Source organism: uncultured Flavonifractor sp. (genome assembly GCF_944385615.1).
Lineage (GTDB): Bacteria > Bacillota > Clostridia > Oscillospirales > Oscillospiraceae > Flavonifractor.
The window spans coordinates 1-20,501 of the sequence record NZ_CALWXV010000023.1; the positions used below are offsets into that span (position 1 = coordinate 1).

Below are 20,501 nucleotides of genomic sequence, written 5' to 3' on the forward strand. Positions count from 1 at the left end.
CTTGTACTTCTTTGGCCTCTATACGCCAGAAACCCGGCTTATACTTGATGCATAAACCGGGTTTCTCGACAGGCTGAAGGCCGGCGCTGACGCGCCGGCCTTTTGTGATAGGTAAGGCAATTACTTCCCCTGCTGGGTCTTGCGCCACTCGTTGAGGACGGCGCAGAACACCAGGGACAGGAAGCTCTCCTCGGCCTTGGCAGACCGGGAGGTGAGGGCGATGGGCACCTTGGCTCCCACCACCGCGCCGCAGGTGGTGGCGTGGGCGTGAATGAGCCAGCTCTTTACCAAGGTGTTGCCGGCAATCAGGTCCTGGGCAATGATGCCGTCAAAGCCGCCGCCCGCCCAGGGGCAGTCATAGTTCTTCAGGCGGCAGGCCTCCTTGGAGATGATGAGGTCGTAGGAAATGGGGCCCCACAGCTCACAATCGGCAAAGGGATGGGCCTTCTGCTCGGCCACCAGCCGCTGGGCCTCGATGGTGTCGGGCATGTGGAAGTTGACGTTCTCCACCAGGGCCATCAGAGCCAGCTTGGGATTTTCATAGCCAAAGGCCTTCAGCGCATCGGCGGTATTCTTGATGATGGCCTTTTTCTGGGTGGGGTTGGGATTGACGATGATGGTCATGTCGGACAGGGCCAGCAGCTTGGGGTACTCGGGAATGGAGGCCAGAGACACATGGCTCATCAGCCGGTCGGTGCGCAGGCCGTTTTTCTTGTCCAGCACCGGCATGAGGAAATCCCGGGTGGGCATGTTGCCCCGCATCAGGATGTCGCCCTCCCCGCAGTGGATGACGTCAATGGCGGCCTGGGTCACATTGTGTCCCGGAGGGGTGTCCACCATGGTATAGGGCTCCTTGTCCAGCCCCAGCTTCTCCAGCTGCACCATGGTCCGGGCCCGGTCTCCCACCAGCACAGGCTGCACAAAGCCCTCCTTCTGCGCCTGGAACAGGCCCTGGAGCATATTCTCGCCGTCAGCGCCGGCCAGTACGACCCGGAGAGGGGCATTCAGCTTGGGAACACGGCTGATAATTTCGTCGAAATTTTTCATTTCCATGGGATGATCCCTCACTTTTTCGATTGATACCGCACAGCGGCGTTTGTTCTATTATTATACCGGATAGTTTTGGAGAATACAAGGCATTTCCAGCTCCACCCCTGGAACGGCTTCCAAAAAAGCACCGCCGGCCGCCCGAATACGGGCGGCCGGCGGCGGCAGGGATCAGATCCCCTTGTTCTGGGGGATGTCGGGCAGGGAGTCAAAGCCCTTTTGCAGGTCCTCGTCGGTGGGGATATAGTCGGTCATCTTGCCGCTGAGGTAGTTCTCATAGGCGGTCATATCAAAGAAGCCGGTACCGGTCAGGCCGAAGAGGATGGTCTTGGCCTCGCCGGTCTCCTTGCACTTGAGGGCCTCGTCAATGGCCCCCTTGATGGCGTGGGAGGACTCAGGGGCGGGCAGGATGGTCTCGTGCTTGGCAAAGAAGAGGGCCGCCTCAAAGACCTTGGTCTGCTCGTAGGCCACCGCCTCCATGTAGCCGTCGTGGTAGAGCTTGGAGAGGATGGGGCTCATACCGTGGTAGCGCAGGCCGCCGGCGTGGTTGGGGGCGGGGATGAAGCCGCAGCCCAGGGTATACATCCGGGCCATGGGGGTGACTCGGCCGGTGTCGCAGAAGTCGTAGGAGTACTTGCCCCGGGTGAGAGAGGGACAGGAGGCGGGCTCCACCGCCACAATGCGGGGGTTCTTCACGCCCCGGATCTTGTCTGCCACAAAGGGGGCGATGAGGCCGCCCAGGTTGGAGCCGCCGCCGGCGCAGCCCACCACAATGTCGGGGTACTCCCCCAGCTGCTCCATGGCCAGCTTGGACTCCAGACCGATAATGGACTGGTGGAGGAGCACCTGGTTGAGCACGCTGCCCAGCACATAGCGCTTGGCGCCGTTGCTGGCGGTGGCGGCCTCCACTGCCTCGGAGATGGCGCAGCCCAGGGAGCCGCTGGTACCGGGGTTTTCCGCCAGAATCTTGCGGCCTACCTCGGTCAGGTTGGAGGGCGAGGCCACTACGGACGCGTCAAAGACGTTCATCATGGCCTTGCGGAAGGGCTTTTGCTCATAGGAGCACTTGACCATGTACACGTCGCAGGCCAGGCCGAAGTAGGCGCAGGCCACGCTGAGGGCGGTGCCCCACTGACCGGCGCCCGTCTCGGTGGTGACGCCGGTCAGGCCCTGCTGCTTGGCGTAATAGGCCTGGGCCACGGCAGAGTTGAGCTTGTGGGAGCCGGAGGTATTGTTGCCCTCATACTTGTAGTAGATCTTGGCGGGGGTGCCCAGGGCCTTCTCCAGGTCATAGGCCCGGATGAGAGAGGAAGGCCGGTACATCTTGTAAATATCCAGAATCTGCTCGGGAATGTCGATGTATTCGTGGGTTTCGTCCAGCTCCTGCCGGGCCAGCTCCTCACAGAAGATGGGGGCCAAGTCGGCCTCGGTCACCGGCTGGAGGGTACCGGGGTGGAGCATGGGGTCGGGCTGTTCCTTCATCACCGCCCGGAGGTTGAACCATTGCCGCGGCATCTGGTCTTCGGTCAAAAACAGCTTGTGAGGGATCTTGGTCATGTTCAAACACTCCTTTTCCTGTTGTGCGGGAGAGGGTATGAAAAAAGCCCTCGTCCCAAATACTTCTCTGGGACAAAGGCTGTAAACCTCTGCGGTGCCACCCGGATTGACGCGTCCAACAACGCGCCCGCTCACTTTCGTATGCCGTTCAGCACACGCTCCCCTGATAACGGGCGGAGTCCCCGTCTCGCTACTTGGTTTCCCGTTCGCTGTGCCCTCAAAAGTCCATTCACCCGGACGCCGCCTGCCGCGATCCCACCACCCGCAGCTCTCTGTGAGGCCTTGATACCGGACTACTCCTCTTTGTCATCGGTTTGACGATTTAGTTTGGCATAGTATACCGCCCCCTTCTCCATTTGTCAAGGGGTAATTTCCTTTTTTGTTTGCCGGGGCGGGGACAAGCCCCGCCCCATATGGACTCTGTTCACCTCCCCACTGTTATCGGCTGGGATACCCGTTTGCCCGGCCTGCGGCTTCGGTGGGCGGCCTTCACCCCCTCGCACACCACCACCGGCGCCAGGGCCAGAGCGGCCACCACCCCCCAGGCCTGGCCCGACAAGGGCACGGTGGAAAAGATGCGCTGCAAGGGGGGCACCAGCAGCACCGCCAACTGCATGGCCAGCCCGATGAGAAAGGCCCGGTTCATGGCCGGGTTGGAGGTCACCCCCAGCCGGAACAGGGAGGCCTCCTCGCTGCGCACATCGAAGGCGTGAAAGAGCTGACACAAGGTCAGGGTGGCAAAGGCCATGGTGTTGGCCGCCGCCAGACTGCCGCCGGGAAGCACCCAGGCCCCCAGCACATAGGCCCCCAGGGTGAGGGCCCCCACCAAAATCCCCTGCCAGGCCAGCCGGAAGGCAAAGCCGTGGGCGAAAAGGGACTCCCCCGCCTGCCGGGGCGGCTGGTCCATCACCCCCGGCTCCACCGGCTCCACCCCCAAAGCCAGGGCAGGCAGGGAGTCGGTGACCAGATTGAGCCACAGCAGCTGGACCGGAGCCAAGGGCATCTCCGGGAACCGGAACAGGGTGGCTAGGGCGATGGTCAGAATCTCCCCGATGTTGCAGGACAGCAGATAATGAATGGCCTTTTTGATGTTGGCATAGATCCCTCGTCCCTCCTCCACCGCCGCCACAATGGTGGCGAAATTGTCGTCGGTGAGGATCATGTCGGCGGCCCCCCGGGCCACGTCGGTGCCGCTCTTCCCCATGGCGCAGCCGATGTCGGCAGCCTTCAGGGCGGGGGCGTCGTTGGTGCCGTCCCCAGTCATGGCCACCACCTTTCCTCTGGCCTGCCAAGCCTTTACGATACGTAATTTGTGCTCAGGAGATACCCGAGCGTATACTGCAAACTTGTCCACCTCCTCTTCCAAAGCGGGCTGAGGGAGAAAATCCAGGTCCTCCCCGGTGAGGGCCCGGTCTCCGGGGCGGCAGATCCCCAACTCCCGGGCCACCGCCACGGCGGTGAGCTTGTGGTCCCCGGTAATCATCACCGGCCGCACCCCTGCCCGGTAGCACTGCTCCACCGCCCGGCGCACCTCCGGCCGGGGCGGGTCCATCATGCCCAGCAGCCCCACAAAGGTGAGACCTCCTTCCAGGTGGGGACTGTCCAGGGCGGGCGGCAGGGCCTCCAGGTCCTTATAGGCCACCCCCAGCACCCGCAGGGCCTTGTCCGCCATGGCCTCGTTGCGGGCGGTAAGCCGCCGCAGAGCGCCCTCGGCCAGCCGGCACTTCCGGGCCAGCACGTCGGGGGCTCCCTTGACCATCACCCGATAGCCGCCCCCCGGTTTTTGATGTACGGTTGTCATGAGTTTTCGTTCCGAATCAAAGGGGATCTCCCCTTTTCTGGGCCACTCCTCCTCCAATTTGTTTTTGTCCAGCTCCGCCCGGGCCGCCGCCTCCACCAGAGCCGCCTCGGTGGGGTCGCCGGTACACACCGGGGTGTGCCCCTTCCAAGCCAGCCCGGCGTCGCCGCACAAAGCCCCGATGGTGAGGGCCAGATCCCGCTCCCCCTGGCGGATGGTCCAGATATCCACCACCGTCATTTTGTTTTGGGTCAATGTGCCCGTCTTGTCCGAGCAGATCACCCCGGCGCACCCCAGGGTCTCCACCGCCGGCAGCTTTTTCACGATGGCCCGCCGCTTGGCCATGCGGCTCACCCCCAGGGCCAGCACGATGGAGATGATGGCAGGCAGGCCCTCCGGGATGGCGGCCACCGCCAGGGACACGGCGGTGAGGAACATCTCCAGCAGATTGCGCCCCTGGAGCAGCCCCACCCCGAACATCACCGCGCACACGCACAGGCAGAGAAAAGACAGGGTCTTGGAGATCTCCCCCATCTTTTTCTGCAAGGGGGTCTGGGTGTCGCCCTTTTCCAACAGCAGTCCGGCGATGTGGCCCACCTCGGTATCCATGCCGGTGGCGGTGACCAGACAGGTGGCCCGCCCCCGGGTGACCACCGTGGCGGAGAGGAGCAGGTTGCGCCGCTCCGCCAGGGGGGTGTCGGCGGGCAGGGGGCCCAGGGCCCCTTTGTTCACCGGGGCGGACTCGCCGGTCATAGCCGACTCGTCGGCCTGGAGGCCCGCCGCCTCCAGAATACGGCAGTCGGCAGGCACCAGGTCCCCCGCCTCCAGCTTGATGACGTCGCCGGGCACCAGCTTTTCCGCCTCTACCCGGACCACCACCCCGTCCCGCAGGGCGTGGGCCGCCGGGGCGGACATCTGACTTAACGCCTCCAGGGCCTTTCGGGCGCTGTCCTCCTGGGACAGGGAGATGACAGCGTTGACCGCCACAATGCCCAGAATGATGACCGCGTCCAGCCAATCCTCTCCCCCGCTGGCCCACAGGGACAGGGCCGCCGCCGCCAGCAGCACCAAAATCATAGGGTCCTTCAGCTGGCCCGCCAGTCGGGCCAAAAAAGACGCCTCCTGCCTGTGGGCCAGCCGGTTTGGCCCGTGGGCCACCAGCCGCCGGGCGGCCTCCGCCCCGGTCAGCCCGTTTTTGTCGCTTCTCAGTTCCTCCAGCGCCTGCTTGATACTCTGCGTATGCCATTGTGCCATGCTCCCCCGCTCCTTGCCTCTTTTGTTTTCCAGCTTTTGGATATAGTATAGCAGGCCTGTCCCCCGGAAACGGGGGAAAGCTGGCAGGCGGCGGAAAAAGGCAAGCATCTACGGTAAGCCTGTGTGTAAAAATGCCTCCACCGGTTGGTGGAGGCATTTTTACAACATATTGAATCAGCTTTCAATTTTCCACTGGGCAAACTGGTAAAATAGATTCTGCTGGGTGGGGGTCAGGTCAGACAGGACGCTCCACTGGGTGAGCACCGACCAGTTTTTGAAGCAGAGCACCGCAAATGGGGGCTCCTCTGCCAAACGCTCATAAAGCCGCTGGGCGCTCAGGTCCCGGCCCTGGCCGGAGGCGGCCCGGTAGGTCTGAAGGAGCTGGGCCGTCTCGGTATCGCTGTAGCCCCCGTAATTCAGGGACCCGCCGGCGGTGATGAGGGGGGTCAGATCAAAGTCGGCGGTGAGCCGCACCTCCCCCAGATAGAGGTCAAAGTTCCCCTTTTCCAGGGCGGAGATATAGCTGTCCCACTCCAGCTTGGTGAGGGTGGCGCTGATGCCCATGTCGTTGAGGCCGTTGACCAGGTGCTGGGCCGCCGCCGCCCGGTCGGCGTTTTCAGTGGACACCACCAGCTCCAGCTGGAGCTTCTGCCTGCCGTTGACCCAGCCGCTGTCGCCCCGGGTCCATCCCGCCTCGGTAAGGGCCTCGGCTACCGCCTGGGAGGAATAGCTCAGCTGCTCGGCCAGACTTTCCGCATACAGGGGGCTGGCAGGGGAGACAGGCAGAGCGGCGGCCTGGGCGTGTCGGGAAAAGAGGGCGGTAGCCACCGAGTCCCGGTCAAAGGCCCGCAGCAGGGCCTTCCGCACCCCCGCGTCCCGGCAGGGACCGCTGGTGGTGTTGAAGCCCACATACACCATAGTGGTGGTGGGATAGTCCACCGTGTCAAAGGAGCCGGAAAAGCCCAGGGCATTGGTGGCGGTCAGGTCGGTGCTCACCAGGGTGACCTCTTTGGTGTCAAAGGCCCGGATCAAATCGTCCGCCTCCTGCATGGTCCGCAGGGGGATGGCGTCCAGGCTCAGCTCCTCCCCCTGCCACCAGCTCTGGTTGGCGGTGAGGGTCAGCTCCTCCCCGCTCCCCGTCAGCACGTAAGGCCCGGTGCCCAGGGGGGTGCCGCCGGTCTCCTTGACCACAGGGATATCCAGCAGGGCGGGCAGAGCTCCGTTGGCCCGCTTGAGGGTAATGGTGACCGTCCCCTCCCCGGCTGTGATGGCGGTAATATCGGTAAAGCGGGCAGAGTACAGGGTGCTGGTACGGGCCAGCTCCAAAGAGGACACCACCTCCGCCGCCGTCAGGGGGCTTCCGTCGGAGAAGGTAACGCCGGAGCGCAGGGTAAAGGTCCAGGTCAGCCCGTCGGCCGACATGGTATAGCCGGAGCACAGCTGCTCCTGGGGCTCAAACTGCTGGTCCAGCACAAAAAGCCCCTCATACATCAGCCCCGCCAGGGTCAGATTGGTGCGGTTGCCCCCGGTAATGGGGTGGAATCCCGCCTCCGGGTAGCAGGCCAGGGCAAATTCCAGCCCTGTGGGGGTGGCGGTGGGAGTAACGCTGGCGGTGGGCTGGACGGACTCCACCGGCGGCTCACCCCCGGTACAGCCGGTCAGGGCCAGACAGAGGGCCGCCCCCAGCGCCGCCAGCCGCAGTCGTGTTCGTTTCTTCAAGGACAGCCCCTCCTTGTCTGTTTGCTATATAAAAAAATGTCTTTCCGGGAATTCACTTCCCGGAAAGACACCCCGACCCGCGCCACGGGGCGCGAAACCGGGGGTATCGAGCCAAGTCGCCGGCGTTCCGCCGGCACGCAGGCTCGTATCTAGGGGGTATTGGGTACCCCCTAGAGCAATGCGATCATGGCCGCCTGACTCCCCCGCTCCCCGTGGGTAAAGCGATGGGACCAGTACTTGTCGTGGAGACAGGCGGTGCAGTCGGCAGACACGGCGATATGGGCCGGGTCCAGCCCGGCGTTTTCCAGCCGCCGGGCATTGAGGGCCTTCAGATCCACGTGGAACTTGCCGGTGGGCAGCACCTGGATACAGTGCAGGGCGGAGGCCCCCATGGCCTCGGTCATGGCGTTGGGCACGTCCTCGTGGGTCTCAAAGCAGCACTTGGAGATGCCGGGGCCGATGGCGGCCAGAATGTCCAGCCGCTGGCAGCCATAGCAATCCACCATCCGCTCTACCGCCTTGGCGGCAATGCCCAGGGCGGTACCCCGCCATCCGGCGTGGACCGCCCCCACCACCCGGCGCACCGGGTCGTAGAGCAAAATGGGCAGGCAATCGGCGGTAAAGACGGTGAGCACCACCCCGGGGATGTCGGTGACCAGGCCGTCGGCCTGCCAGGGCTCTGGTTGATCCAGGCCGATACCCAGATCGGCGGAGGTGACCGAACGCACCGTATCCCCATGGACCTGACTGGCACATACCACCTGCTTGACGTCGGCCCCGATGGCGGCGCAGAACCGGCGGTAGTTCTCCTTCACCCGGTCCGGGTCGTCCCCCCGGTTCATGCCCAGGTTGAGGGAGTCATAGATCCCCTCCGACACGCCCCCCAGCCGGGTGGAAAAGCCGTGGGCCACCCCGCCGGCTTCCTCAAAGCCATCAGCGGCCAAATAGAGCAGGCCATTTTGATTGTGTTCCATGATGTTCATGGGGATTCCTCCTTGGGGAACAGATCCGTTTGGGGGATTTGCAGAGCCCAATAAAGGCATTGGTCCGCCCAATTACAGACTGAATGGACATTAAATCTATTTTTTCGGGAATTCATTTCCCGGAAAAATACCTCGACCCGCGCCACGTGGCGCGAAACCGGGGGTATCGAGTCAAGTCGCCGGCTTTTTGCCGGCACGCAGACTCGTATCTAGGGGGTATTGGATACCCCCTAGACAGTTTTTACTCCTCGTCGTTCATCCCGCAGCACTTTTTATACTTCTTGCCGCTGCCGCAGGGGCAGGGATCGTTGCGGCCGGGCTTTTTGCCCTTCTTCACCGGCTGCTTCTTCACGGTGCCGTCGGCCCCGGCGCTCTCGCCGGTGACCTTGGCCACCCGCTCCCGCTTGACGGTGGTGGCGCCGGTCTGGAGCCGGGCCAGGAAGATCCGCCGCAAGGTCTCCTCCTGGATGGCGGCGATCATGCGCTCGAACATCTCGTAGCCTTCCCGCTTGTACTCCACCACCGGGTCGTTCTGGCCGTAAGCCCGCAGGCCAATGCCCTGACGCAGCTCCTGCATGGCGTCGATGTTGTCCATCCAGTACTCGTCCACCACCCGGAGCATCATCACCCGCTCCAGTTCCCGCATCAGCGGCTCGCCCAGCTCGGCCTCCTTCTTGGCGTACACCTCGGTGGCCTTGCGGAGCAGCAGCTGCTCCAGGGCGTCGGCGTCATACTGCTGCAATTCCTCGTCGGTGAACTTGTAGTCCTCGGGGGTGAGGAACATACCACGGTACTGGGCGCACACCTCCCGCCAGTTCTCGGCGTCCATGTGCTTGTTCTCGCCCATGTGGGCCGCCACCTCGTTTTCGATGACGGTGGACAGCATATTCTGTACCGACTCCTTCAGGTTCTCCCCGTCCAGCACCTTGCGGCGCTGCTCGTAGATGACCTTACGCTGGGTGTTCATCACGTCATCGTACTCCAGCACCGTCTTTCGGGTCTGGAAGTTCCGGGATTCCACCTGCTTCTGGGCGTTTTCAATGACGTTGGACAGCATCTTGGAGTCCAGGGGGGTGTCCTCGTCCACGCCCAGCTTATCCATCATGCCCATAACCCGCTCGGAGCCGAACAGGCGCATGATGTCGTCCTCCAGGGAGAGGAAGAACCGGCTCTCGCCGGGGTCTCCCTGACGGCCGGCGCGGCCGCGCAGCTGGTTGTCGATCCGGCGGGACTCGTGGCGCTCGGTGCCCAGGATGAACAGGCCGCCCACGGAGCGCACCTTGTCGGCCTCTTCCTTGATCTCGTCTTTGTACTTGGCCTCGGCCTCGGCGAACATCTTCCGGGCGTTGAGGATCTCCTGGTCGTCGGTGTCGGCAAAGCCGGTGGACTCGGCAATAAGCTCGTCGGACAGCCCCGCCTTGCGCAGCTCGGCCTTGGCCAAAAACTCGGCGTTGCCGCCCAGCAGGATATCGGTACCACGACCGGCCATGTTGGTGGCCACGGTGACGGCGCCGAATTTACCGGCCTGGGCCACGATCTCGGCTTCCTTCTCGTGGAACTTGGCGTTGAGCACATTGTGCTTGATGCCCTTCTTCTTGAGCATATCGGAGATCTGCTCCGACTTCTCGATGGAGATGGTGCCCACCAGCACAGGCTGGCCCTTCTGGTGGCACTCCTCGATCTGCTTGATAATGGCCCGGTACTTGCCCGCCTCGGTTTTGTACACCACATCGGGCTGGTCAATACGGGCCAGGGGCTTGTTGGTGGGGATCTCCACAATGTCCAGGGAGTAGATGGTGCCGAACTCCTCCTCCTCGGTCATGGCGGTACCGGTCATACCGGAGAGCTTGTTGTACAGGCGGAAGTAGTTCTGGAAGGTGATGGTGGCCAGGGTCTTGGACTCCCGGGCCACGGTGACGTGCTCCTTGGCCTCGATGGCCTGGTGCAGGCCCTCGTTGTACCGGCGGCCGTACATCAGGCGGCCGGTGAACTCGTCAACGATGATGACCTCTCCGTCCTTCACCACATAGTCGATATCCCGCTTCATCAGGCCCCGGGCCTTGATGGCCTGGTTGATGTGGTGGGACAGGGTGGTGTTCTCCGGGTCGGCCAGGTTCTCGATCTGGAACTGCTCCTCGGCCTTGGCAATGCCCCGGGCGGTGAGGGTGACGGTGCGGGCCTTCTCATCCACGATGTAGTCGGCGTCCACGTCGGGGTCCTCTTCCTCCTTGGTATCCACCTTGGCCACCCGCTGGCCCTTCAGCTTTGCCACAAAGGCGTCCACCACGGTGTACAGCTGGGTGGACTTGTCCCCCTGGCCGGAGATGATGAGGGGGGTACGGGCCTCGTCGATGAGGATGGAGTCCACCTCGTCCACGATGGCGAAGGCATGGCCCCGCTGGACCATCTCGGTGGCGTAGATGCACATATTGTCCCGCAGGTAGTCAAAGCCGAACTCGTTGTTGGTGCCGTAGGTGATATCGGCGGCATAGGAGGCCTTCCGGTCCTTGGGCTGTATGTCGTGGATCACCAGACCCACGGTAAGGCCCATGAAGCGGTACACCTTGCCCATCCACTCGGAGTCACGCTTGGCCAGGTAGTCGTTGACGGTGACGATGTGGACGCCCTCCCCCGCCAGGGCGTTGAGGTAGGCGGGCAGGGTGGCCACCAGGGTCTTGCCTTCGCCGGTCTTCATCTCGGCGATCCGGCCCTGGTGGAGGATGACGCCGCCGATGAGCTGTACCCGGTAGGGTTTCATACCCAGCACACGCCAGGCGGCCTCCCGGCAGGCGGCAAAGGCCTCGGGCAGGATATCGTCCAGGGTCTCTCCATTTTTCAGACGCTCTTTGAATTCCGGCGTCTTGGCTTTGAGCTGCTCATCGGTGAGCTTGGAATAGGGCTCGTCCAGGGCCTCGATCTTGTCCACAATGGGTTTGATGGCCTTGAGCTCCTTGGCGGAGCTGCTTCCGAACAGCTTTTTCAACAGTCCCATGGGTTTCATTCACCTTTCTGATCTCCACCGCGCCGCGCGCGTGGCTGTTCACATTGATTCAGTTTCCTAGTATAGCATAAGCCCCCAGAAGAAAAAAGAGGAAATTGTGAACAAATCGCCGGGGCCACAGGGAGACGTCCCCCCCTCCCACCGGCCCGGACCCTCACTCCGCCGGGCCGCTGAAATCCTCCATCACCTTCCGGCCCCATTTCAGGGGGTCCTCCCCCTTTTTCAGCCGCAGGGCCAGATAGGGCTTTTCCCCGGCGGAGAAAAGCAGCCGCCCCCGGTATTTGTCCAGGGCGCACAGGGCGCTGACCCGCTGGAGATCAAAGCTGTCCAGATAGAATTGCAGCCCGCCCCCCTGCTGCTTGATCTGGGTCACCCCGCCCCGGGCGGCGTCGGCCCGCAGCAGAGCCACCGAGATCAGGTTGTTCACCGTCCGGGGGGGATCGCCGTAGCGGTCGATGAGCTCATCCATCACGTCGTCGGCGTCGGCCTCGTTGCGGATGGCGGCAATGCGGCGGTACAGGTCCATCCGCTCCTCCGGGGATGGGATATACCGGTCGGGGATGGAGGCCGCCACGCTGAGGTCGGCGGCGCACTCGGTCCGCTTGGGGATGGGCTCTCCCCGCTCCTCCAGCACCGCCTCCTCCAGCAGCCGCAGGTACATGTCATAGCCCACGCTGAGCATAAAGCCGGACTGCTCGGGGCCCAGCACGTTGCCCGCCCCCCGGATCTCCAAATCCCGCATGGCGATTTTGAAACCGGAGCCGAACTCGGCAAACTCCCGGATAGCCCCCAGCCGCTTGGAAGCCACCTCGGTCAGCACCTTCCCCTGCCGGTAGGTCAGGTAGGCAAAGGCCCTTCTGGTGGACCGGCCCACCCGGCCCCGGATCTGGTGGAGCTGGGCCAGACCCATCTTGTCGGCGTCCTCAATAATGAGGGTGTTGACGTTGGAGATGTCGATGCCGGTTTCAATGATGGTGGTACACACCAGCACATCCACCTCTCCCTCGCTCATGCGGGTCATAACCTCGTTGAGCTCCTCCTGGCTCATTTTGCCGTGGGCCACCGCCACCTCCACATCCTCCCCCAGCATCTCCTTGATGCGGGCGGCGGTGCGGGTGATGGTGTCCACCCGGTTGTGGAGATAGTACACCTGTCCGCCCCGCTCCAGCTCCCGGCGGGCGGCGTCCATCAGCACCCCCCAGTCGTGCTCCAGCACATAGGTCTGCACCGGCTGGCGGTCCATGGGGGGCTCCTCCAATGTGCTCATATCCCGGATGCCGCTGAGGGCCATGTTCAAGGTACGGGGAATGGGGGTGGCGGAGAGGGTGAGCACGTCCACCTGCTTGGACAGCTCCTTCAGCCGCTCCTTGTGCTGCACCCCAAAGCGCTGCTCCTCGTCGATGACCAGCAGCCCCAGGTCCTTGAACCTCACATCCTTCTGAAAGAGCCGGTGGGTGCCGATCAAAAGGTCGATCTGCCCCGCCTCCAGCCGCCGCAGGGTGTCTTTCATCTGGGCGGCGGTGCGGAAGCGGGATACCACGTCGATCTCCACCGGGTATTTGGCAAAACGCTGCTTGGCCGACAGGTAGTGCTGCCGGGCCAGCACGGTGGTGGGCACCAGAATGGCGGCCTGCTTGCCGTCCAGCACACACTTCATCACCGCCCGGAAGGCCACTTCCGTCTTACCATACCCCACATCGCCGCACAGGAGCCGGTCCATGGGCCGGGCGGTCTCCATATCCCGCTTGATCTCGGCGATGCACCGCAGCTGGTCGTCGGTCTCAGCGTACTCGAACTGGTCCTCAAATTCCTTCATCCAGGGGGAGTCGGGGGAAAAGGCAAAGCCGGGCTGCCGCTGCCGCTGGGCATAAAGCTGGATAAGCCCCTTGGCCAGGTCCTTCACCGCCTTTTTGGCCTTGGACTTGGCCCGCTCCCAGTCGCCGCCCCCCAGACGGGACAGCTTTCTGGTCTCGTTGGCGTCCTCGCCGCCGCCGATATACTTGCTCACCAGATCCAGCTGGGTGGCGGGGACATACAGGGTATCGGTGCCGGCGTAGGCGATCTTCACATAGTCCTTTTCCACCCCGTCCACCACTTTTTTGGTCATCTCCACAAAGCGGCCCACCCCGTGGTGCTCGTGGACCACCAGGTCCCCGGGGGACAGATCGGCGTAGGACTTGAGCTTCTGGCGGTTGGTGGCGGGCTTGGACCGGCGGCGCTTACCCAGGGCGGACTGCCCCTCGGTGAGCACCGCCAGCCGCCCCACCGGGTACTCCATCCCGGCGGTGACCCCTCCCACGGCAATGACCGCCTTGCCATAGCCGGGCAGATTGTGGAGCTGGAAGTCCACGGCGGTGGTCATTTTCTGCTCCCGCAGCAGGCTCTGCAAATTGAGGGCCCGCTGCTCGCTGCCCACCAGCACCACGGTGCGGAACCCCTCGGACAGATAGTGGGCCAGATCGGACACGGCGGTCTCCAGGCTTGCGCCATAGGAGGGCAGCTGTTTGGCCAGCAGATTGAGCACCGTCCGGGGCCGCTGGGGATAGCTGGAGGCGGCAAAGGCGTCCAGGTAGCACACCGGCCAGTTGTCCAGCACCTGCCACAGCTCCTCGGGGGTACGGGCCAAGTCGGCCAGCTCCCCCGCCAGCTCTCCCCGCTCCATCAGGGTCTTGGTGTCCTCCCCCAGCTGCCACAGGTAGTTTTTCCCCCGTTCGGCCACCCGGCCGCTCTCACTGAGGAGCACCACCCCGTCCTCCGGCAGGTAGTCCGCCGCCGTGGCCATCTGGGGATAGATGAGGCCCAGATACCGGTCCAGGGCGGGAAAGGAGGCCCCCGCCGCCAGCCGCTCCCGGTCCTCCCCCAGGGTCTGGGCCAGGGTTTCCCCGCCCTTGCGGCGTCTGGCCCGGGCAATGAGCTTGTCCAGGCCCTCCAGCAACCCGGCCCAGCCGCCGGGGGTAAACTGGGGCAGCACCTCGGCGGCAGGCAAAATCTCGGCCTGGCTGATGTTCTCAATGCGCCGCTGGGTGTCCGGGTCAAAGTAGCCCATGGCGTCGATCTCGTCCCCGAAAAACTCCACCCGCACCGGCTTGGGGTGGGCGGGGGAGAAAAAGTCCAGGATACCGCCTCGGAGGGCAAACTGGCCCACGCCCTCCACCTGCTGGCACCGGGCGTACCCGGCGGCAGTGAGGGTGTCGGTCAGGTCGCTGAGGTCGTGGGCCTCCCCCATGCGCACCACCTGGGCGGCCTGGGTCAACAGCGTTTTGGGGATGGTGCGCTGGAGAATGGACTCTATGGTACACACCAGCAGGGGGCACTCCCCCGCCGCCAGGGCCCGGAGCACACTGAGCCGCCGGTGCTCGTACTGGCGGGACACCACGGCGGCGTTGTGGAAGGTGAATTCCCGGGCGGACAGGGCGGCCACCGGTTCCCCGGAGAGGGCGGCCAGGTCCTGGCCCATCCGCTGGGCCTCCCCCTCGTCGGCGCACACCACCACCACCGGCCGCTCCAGCGACTGGCGCAGCCCCGCGGCAAAATGGGCCCGGTGGACCGCCGACAGGCCGGAAAAGGCCACGGGACAGGCCCCGTTGTCGATGGCGGCGGTAAGCGCCCGGTATTCCGGGATATCATCCAGCGCGGAGAGCAGCTTTTTCATGGTTCACCTCAATGATATAGAAAAATATGGAAGTCATAGACCCGCCATGCCCCGGGAAATGGTGGTGGGCATGGATACTTGTAGGGCGCGGCATCCCTGACGCGCCGTTTTTATCCGTTGAACTTGTTCATAGCCTTGTCGGGGCCTTCGGCAATGAGACAGGCCGCCGCCTGGGCGGCTTTGTCAATGGCGGCGGTGATGGCCTTCAAATCTTCCCCGGTAAACTTGGACAGCACCCAGTCGGCCATGTCGTAATCGGGATGGGGCTTCTCCCCCACCCCCACCTTCACTCGGGGGAACTGGTCGGTGCCCAGGTGCTGGATGATGTTTTTCAGGCCGTTGTGCCCTCCGGCGGAGCCCCCCTTGCGGATGCGCAGCTTGCCCAGGGGCAGGGATACGTCGTCAGAAATGACCAGCACATGATCGGGGGGGATCTTATAAAACCGGGCGGCCTCCCCCACCGCCTCGCCGGACAGGTTCATATAGGTGACCGGCTTCATGAGCAGGACCTTGGCGCCCCCCAGCTCCACCGTATTGGTCAAAGCCCGGTATTTCAGCTTCTGCACCGGCACACGCTGTTCCTCCGCGATGCGGTCGATGGTGAGGAAGCCCACATTGTGCCGGGTGTTCTCGTACTTGTCGCCGGGATTGCCCAGGCCCACCACCAGCCACTCCACCCCGGAGGCTCGATTTCTGTTGAAAAACATAGATACTCCTCAAACAGGCAAAGGCGGGGGCAAGCCCCCGCCCTAAATTTGTCAAAAAAGTGGCCACAGCCACTTTTTTGAATGGGATGCAGCCTGCCGCGCGCAGGACCTGTCCGCCTTCAGCGGACAGGTCCCACACTTGCAGACTGAGAAGTGTTTTCAGCCACGCACATGTCGCGGCTGAAAACAGATTGCCCCCTTTTCGCGCCTGCAGGCGCGAACTCTGCGAGGCTTTTTCACCGTGCCCTGTGGCGGCGCGGTGGTTTCGTATCCAGGGGGGACAACGTCCCCCCTGGACGGTTCTTACACGAAGAGCTTGGACACGGACACCTCTTCGTAGATGCGGCCGATGGCCTCGGCAAACATGTGGGCCACGGACAGATACTTGATCTTGTCGCAGTTGACCCCCTCCCGAGCGGGGATGGTGTCCAGGAAGTAGAGCTCCTTGATGACGCTCTTCTCGATGCGCTCCACGGCGGGGCCGGAGAGCACGCCATGGCTGGCGCAGGCGATGACGTCGGTAGCGCCGCCGATCTCCACCAGGGCCTGAGCCGCGCCGCACAGGGACCCGGCGGTGTCCACCATGTCGTCAAACAGGATAACCTTCTTGCCGTGAACGTCGCCGATGATGTTCATGACCTCGGAGGAGTTGGCCTTCTGGCGGCGCTTGTCCACGATGGCCAGACCCATGCCCAGCTTCTGGGCAAAGGCCCGGGCCCGGGCCACGGAGCCCACGTCGGGGGAGACCACGATGATCTCGTCCTCATGGCCGGCAAAGCGGTCGTGGAGGTAGTTGGTGAAAATGGGGTTGCCCAGCAGATTGTCCACAGGGATGTCGAAGAAGCCCTGGATCTGGTTGGCGTGCAGGTCCATGGTGAGCACCCGGTCGGCGCCGGCACGGGTGATCAGGTTGGCCACCAGCTTGGCGGAGATGGGGTCGCGGGGCTTGGTCTTACGGTCCTGGCGGGCATAGCCGAAATAGGGCATCACGGCGGTGATGCGCCCGGCGGAGGCCCGCTTCAGGGCATCGATCATAATGAGCAGTTCCATCAGGTTGTCGTTGACCGGAGAGCTGGTGGACTGGACCACGAACACATCGGAGCCGCGGACGGTCTCGTAGATGGAGACAAAGTTCTCCCCGTCGGAGAAGGCGCCCACCTCGGCGTTGCCCAGCTCCATGCCCATCTCCTTGCAGATAGCCTCAGCCAGAGCGCGGTTGGAAGTGCCGGAAAAGATCTTGATGTCCTTACCGTGTGCGATCATTGTGTAAACATCCTCTCAAAATAATTGTGGTGGATCCTCTGTTTTTTATCTTTGGTCCCCCCGTGGGGACAAGGCTCACTTTCTTCTGGACCGACGGCGGGCGGCCCACTGCTTTTTCACCGTCTGGCGGGGCCGGGCGATGGCCAGGGAATCGGCGGGCACCTCGTCGGTGATGGTGGAACCGGCGGCGGTATAGGCCCCGTCGCCCACCTTCACGGGGGCCACCAGGTTGGTGTTGCAGCCGATGAAGGCGTCATCCCCGATGGTGGTGCGGTACTTGCTGATGCCGTCATAGTTGACGGTGACGGTGCCGCAGCCAAAGTTGACCCGGCAGCCCACGTCGGAGTCGCCCACATAGGTCAGGTGGGAGATCTTGGTGCCGTCCCCCACGGTGGAGTTCTTCAGCTCCACAAAGTCCCCCACCTTCACGTTGGCTCCCACGTGGCAGTTGGGGCGGATGTAGGCGAAGGGGCCGATCTTGGTACCGGCGTCCACGGTGCTCTCGTTGATCTGGGAGGCGTTGACCACTACGTTGTCCCCCAGCTTGCAGTCCCGCACCATGGTGTTGGGGCCCAGCTCACAGCCGGCGCCGATGACGCTCTCTCCCCGCAGGATGGTGCCCGGCAGGAGCACCGTCCCCCGGCCCACCTTCACCCGGGGTCCGATATAGCAGGTGTTGGGGTCCAGAATGCGCACGCCCCCCTCCAGCAGCCGGTAGGCCCCGTAGTTGCGGGCGGTCAGCTCGCCTTCCACCCGTCCCTCGGGGCTGGACCGCAGCAGGGTGGCCCCCTGATACCAGATGCTCCGCCCGCCCAGCTTGTCGGCGTTTTCCTTCAAGGCATCGTCCAGGCCGGAGCCGTCGGCCAAGGCCTGGGCCAGCAGGGCCGCGTCGATGCGGCACACACCGGTATCCTTGTTGTCCAGTGGCCCGGCGGCGTTGTCGTCCACCAGCTGCCGGGCGTTCTGCCAGGACAGGAGCACCGGCCGGGTCAGGATAAGCACCTTGCCCTCCAGCTGCTTCAAAAAGGCCATCAGCTGCTCCAGGGCGTCCTCGGTGCCGCCAGTGACAAATTCGGTACCGGCGGGAAAACAGGGCTCCGCCTTTTCCCGGTCGTCGCTGTGGCACACCACAAAAAACCGCTCCACACCGGCGCTTTTCAGCGCCTCGGTGAGCCAGAGGGCCGCCGGATCAAAGAGCAGCTCCTCCAGCATCCGCGACGTACCGGTCCCTTCCCGGGGCAGAAACACTACCGCTCCAGTCGCGCTCATACTTGGGATCACCTCAAAAACAATGGATTTGCCGGTCCGCCCAGCAATAGGCCGCAATCAGACCGATTTTACTCTATGGTTGATTATAGCAAAGCGACAGAAAAAATGCATCGGAATTTTGAAAAAATCACAATATTTTTTCTCTCTTGGGACCCTTGCACAATTTCCCCGCCGCCGGCTGTGTCTTCTTTACCAAATTTCCACCGAAGGCGCGGCGGGAGCGCAGGCCGTCCGGTACAGCTCCAGCCGCCGCCAGATACCCAGCACCTCCGCCGTGGCGCACACCTTGTCGGCCAGGCACACCGCCGCCGCCACCCGGCTGCGGGGGGCTCTGGGCGCCAGGGGCCACATATGGGCCAAAATCCCGTTTTCCTCCTGGGCGCTCAGCCCGCCGCACAGGGCCGCCGCGTTACGGGCCGCCGCCACCGGATGGGCAAAGCACTGCTTATAGGAAGGCAAGCTTCTGGGGTCGTAGAGATACAGGTCGTGGAGCAGTCCCGCCCGGGCCGCCGCCCGGCTGTCGGCCCCCCACCGCCCGGCCAGGCGAAAGGCCACATAGGATACAAATAAGCTGTGCTCAAAACAGGACACCCCGGGATGGTGGCGGATGTCCTTCATGGCCTGGACCTGAGGGGTGGCCAGCAGCTCGCCCACACAGTCCAGATATGCCCTCCAATGTTCTGCCCGCACAGGGGTCCCTCCTTGTTTTCGTCCCGCCTGCGGGACCCGTTTTTTCCTATTATATCGCTCCCTTATCCGCCCCGCAACCCCATCCTGTCCCCGGGTTTCTGGTATCATTGAGATATTTCCCCTTTCCTTCCCCTTTCGCACTTTCCACAGTTGATTTTTAGAAAAGGCGGATGTATAATGAAACGAAGGGTTTATTAGGGGAGAAAACGAAACTATCTGGAGGTTATTCACAATGAAAGAAGTCTACGTAGTCAACTGCTGCCGTACCGCCGTGGGCTCCTTCGGGGGCAGCCTGAAGGACACTCCCGCCACCGATCTGGGCGCTGTCGTGGTCAAGGAAGCCCTGAACCGCGCCGGCCTGAAGCCCGAGCAGGTGGACGAGCTGATGTTCGGCTGCATCCTCACCGCCGCTCAGGGCCAGAACCCCGCCCGTCAGGTGGGTGTGAAGGCCGGTCTGCCCTACTCCGTGCCCGCCTACACCGTTGGTATGGTGTGCGGCTCCGGCATGAAGAGCGTCATTGAGGGCGCCCGCGCCATTCTGGCCGGCGACGCCGACGTGATCGTGGCCGGCGGCACCGAGAATATGTCCGCCGCTCCCTACGCGCTGCCCGCCGAGCGCTGGGGCGCCCGCATGGGCGACAAGAAGGTGGTTGACACCATGATTAAGGACGGCCTGTGGGACGCCTATAACAACTATCACATGGGCACCACTGCCGAGAATATCGCCGATGTGTGGGGCATCACCCGCGAGGAGATGGACGCCTTTGCCGTGTCCTCTCAGAACAAGACCGAGGCTGCCCAGGCCGCCGGCAAGTTCGTGGACGAGATCGTCCCCGTCATGATTAAGAAGAAGAAGGAAATGGTGGAGTTCAAGGTGGACGAGTTCCCCAAGGCCGGCGTGACCATGGAGTCCGTGGCCAAGCTCCGCGGCGCCTTCCCCGCCGGTCCCGAGGGCGTGGAGGACGAGATTGTCCATACCTTTGAGGTTACCCAGGTCCATGAGGCCGACGCCAAGAAGCACGTCCAGCGGGTCACCGCCGCCAACGCCTCCGGCATCAACGACGGCGCTGCCGCCATCGTGCTGGCCTCCGGCGAGGCTGTGGAGAAGTACGGCCTGAAGCCCATGGCCAAGCTGGTCGGCTGGGGCCAGGGCGGCGTGGATCCCAAGATCATGGGCGTGGGCCCCGTGCCCGCCTCCCGCAACGCCATGGCCAAGGCCGGCGTGACCATCGACGACATCGACCTGGTGGAGGCCAACGAGGCCTTTGCCGCTCAGTCCATCGCCGTGGCCCGTGAGCTGGGCTTCGACATGAACAAGGTCAACGTCAACGGCGGCGCCATCTCCATCGGCCACCCCGTTGGCGCTTCCGGCGCCCGCATCATCGTCACCCTGCTCCACGAGATGCAGAAGCGGCCCGAGGCCAAGAAGGGCCTGGCCACCCTGTGCATCGGCGGCGGCATGGGCGTCGCCACCATTTTCGAGAAGTGCTGATGCTGTGATTCAGGCCGGGCGGCCCTTCCGCCGTCCGGCTTGAAAATAATGTGATTTAAGGAGGACACT

12 protein-coding genes are annotated in these 20,501 nt (G+C 63.5%); 1 reads left to right on the forward strand and 11 read right to left on the reverse strand.

Features of this window, described 5'->3' with window-relative positions; genetic code table 11:
- Positions 1-120: 120 nt before the first annotated feature.
- The 11 genes from Q0J75_RS07470 to Q0J75_RS07520 form a co-directional block, all read right to left on the reverse strand.
- Positions 121-1,053 carry a phosphate acyltransferase gene (locus tag Q0J75_RS07470; RefSeq protein WP_297198986.1) on the reverse strand — a complete coding sequence of 311 codons (933 nt, stop codon included), beginning with the start codon at positions 1,051-1,053 and terminating at the stop codon, positions 121-123.
- A gap of 165 nt (positions 1,054-1,218) precedes the next feature.
- Positions 1,219-2,604 (reverse strand): TrpB-like pyridoxal phosphate-dependent enzyme, encoded by a 1,386-nt coding sequence (locus tag Q0J75_RS07475; protein WP_297198989.1) that lies wholly within the window; start codon positions 2,602-2,604, stop codon positions 1,219-1,221.
- A gap of 424 nt (positions 2,605-3,028) precedes the next feature.
- Positions 3,029-5,656, reverse strand: a complete 2,628-nt coding sequence (locus tag Q0J75_RS07480; protein WP_297198993.1) for a cation-translocating P-type ATPase — start codon at positions 5,654-5,656, stop codon at positions 3,029-3,031.
- Positions 5,657-5,830: 174 nt separating this feature from the next.
- On the reverse strand, positions 5,831-7,375 hold the full coding sequence (locus Q0J75_RS07485) for an ABC transporter substrate-binding protein (protein WP_297198996.1): 1,545 nt from the start codon (positions 7,373-7,375) through the stop codon (positions 5,831-5,833).
- Positions 7,376-7,545: 170 nt separating this feature from the next.
- Complete coding sequence (gene pgeF, locus Q0J75_RS07490; RefSeq protein ID WP_297198999.1) at positions 7,546-8,358, reverse strand: peptidoglycan editing factor PgeF; 813 nt, start codon at positions 8,356-8,358, stop codon at positions 7,546-7,548.
- Positions 8,359-8,599: 241 nt separating this feature from the next.
- Positions 8,600-11,350, reverse strand: a complete 2,751-nt coding sequence (gene secA / locus Q0J75_RS07495) for a preprotein translocase subunit SecA (RefSeq protein WP_297199002.1) — start codon at positions 11,348-11,350, stop codon at positions 8,600-8,602.
- 163 nt (positions 11,351-11,513) lie between these two features.
- Positions 11,514-15,011, reverse strand: a complete 3,498-nt coding sequence (gene mfd, locus Q0J75_RS07500; protein WP_297199005.1) for a transcription-repair coupling factor — start codon at positions 15,009-15,011, stop codon at positions 11,514-11,516.
- Between the two features lie 110 nt (positions 15,012-15,121).
- Positions 15,122-15,718: an aminoacyl-tRNA hydrolase gene (gene pth / locus Q0J75_RS07505; protein WP_297199008.1), complete on the reverse strand. Its 597-nt coding sequence runs from the start codon at positions 15,716-15,718 to the stop codon at positions 15,122-15,124.
- A gap of 303 nt (positions 15,719-16,021) precedes the next feature.
- Entirely contained in the window at positions 16,022-16,981 is a 960-nt protein-coding gene (locus tag Q0J75_RS07510) for a ribose-phosphate pyrophosphokinase (RefSeq protein WP_297199011.1), read from the reverse strand.
- A 75-nt stretch (positions 16,982-17,056) separates the two neighbouring features.
- A complete protein-coding gene (locus Q0J75_RS07515) occupies positions 17,057-18,250 on the reverse strand; it encodes a DapH/DapD/GlmU-related protein (protein WP_297199014.1) in 1,194 nt (397 codons plus the stop codon).
- A gap of 189 nt (positions 18,251-18,439) precedes the next feature.
- The gene (locus tag Q0J75_RS07520) at positions 18,440-18,940 is read right to left on the reverse strand and encodes an HD domain-containing protein (RefSeq protein WP_297199017.1); all 501 of its coding nucleotides are present in this window, start codon (positions 18,938-18,940) and stop codon (positions 18,440-18,442) included.
- A gap of 232 nt (positions 18,941-19,172) precedes the next feature.
- On the opposite strand from Q0J75_RS07520, the gene Q0J75_RS07525 reads away from it, so the two are divergent.
- The gene (locus tag Q0J75_RS07525) at positions 19,173-20,432 is read left to right on the forward strand and encodes an acetyl-CoA C-acetyltransferase (protein ID WP_297199020.1); all 1,260 of its coding nucleotides are present in this window, start codon (positions 19,173-19,175) and stop codon (positions 20,430-20,432) included.
- Positions 20,433-20,501 lie beyond the last annotated feature (69 nt).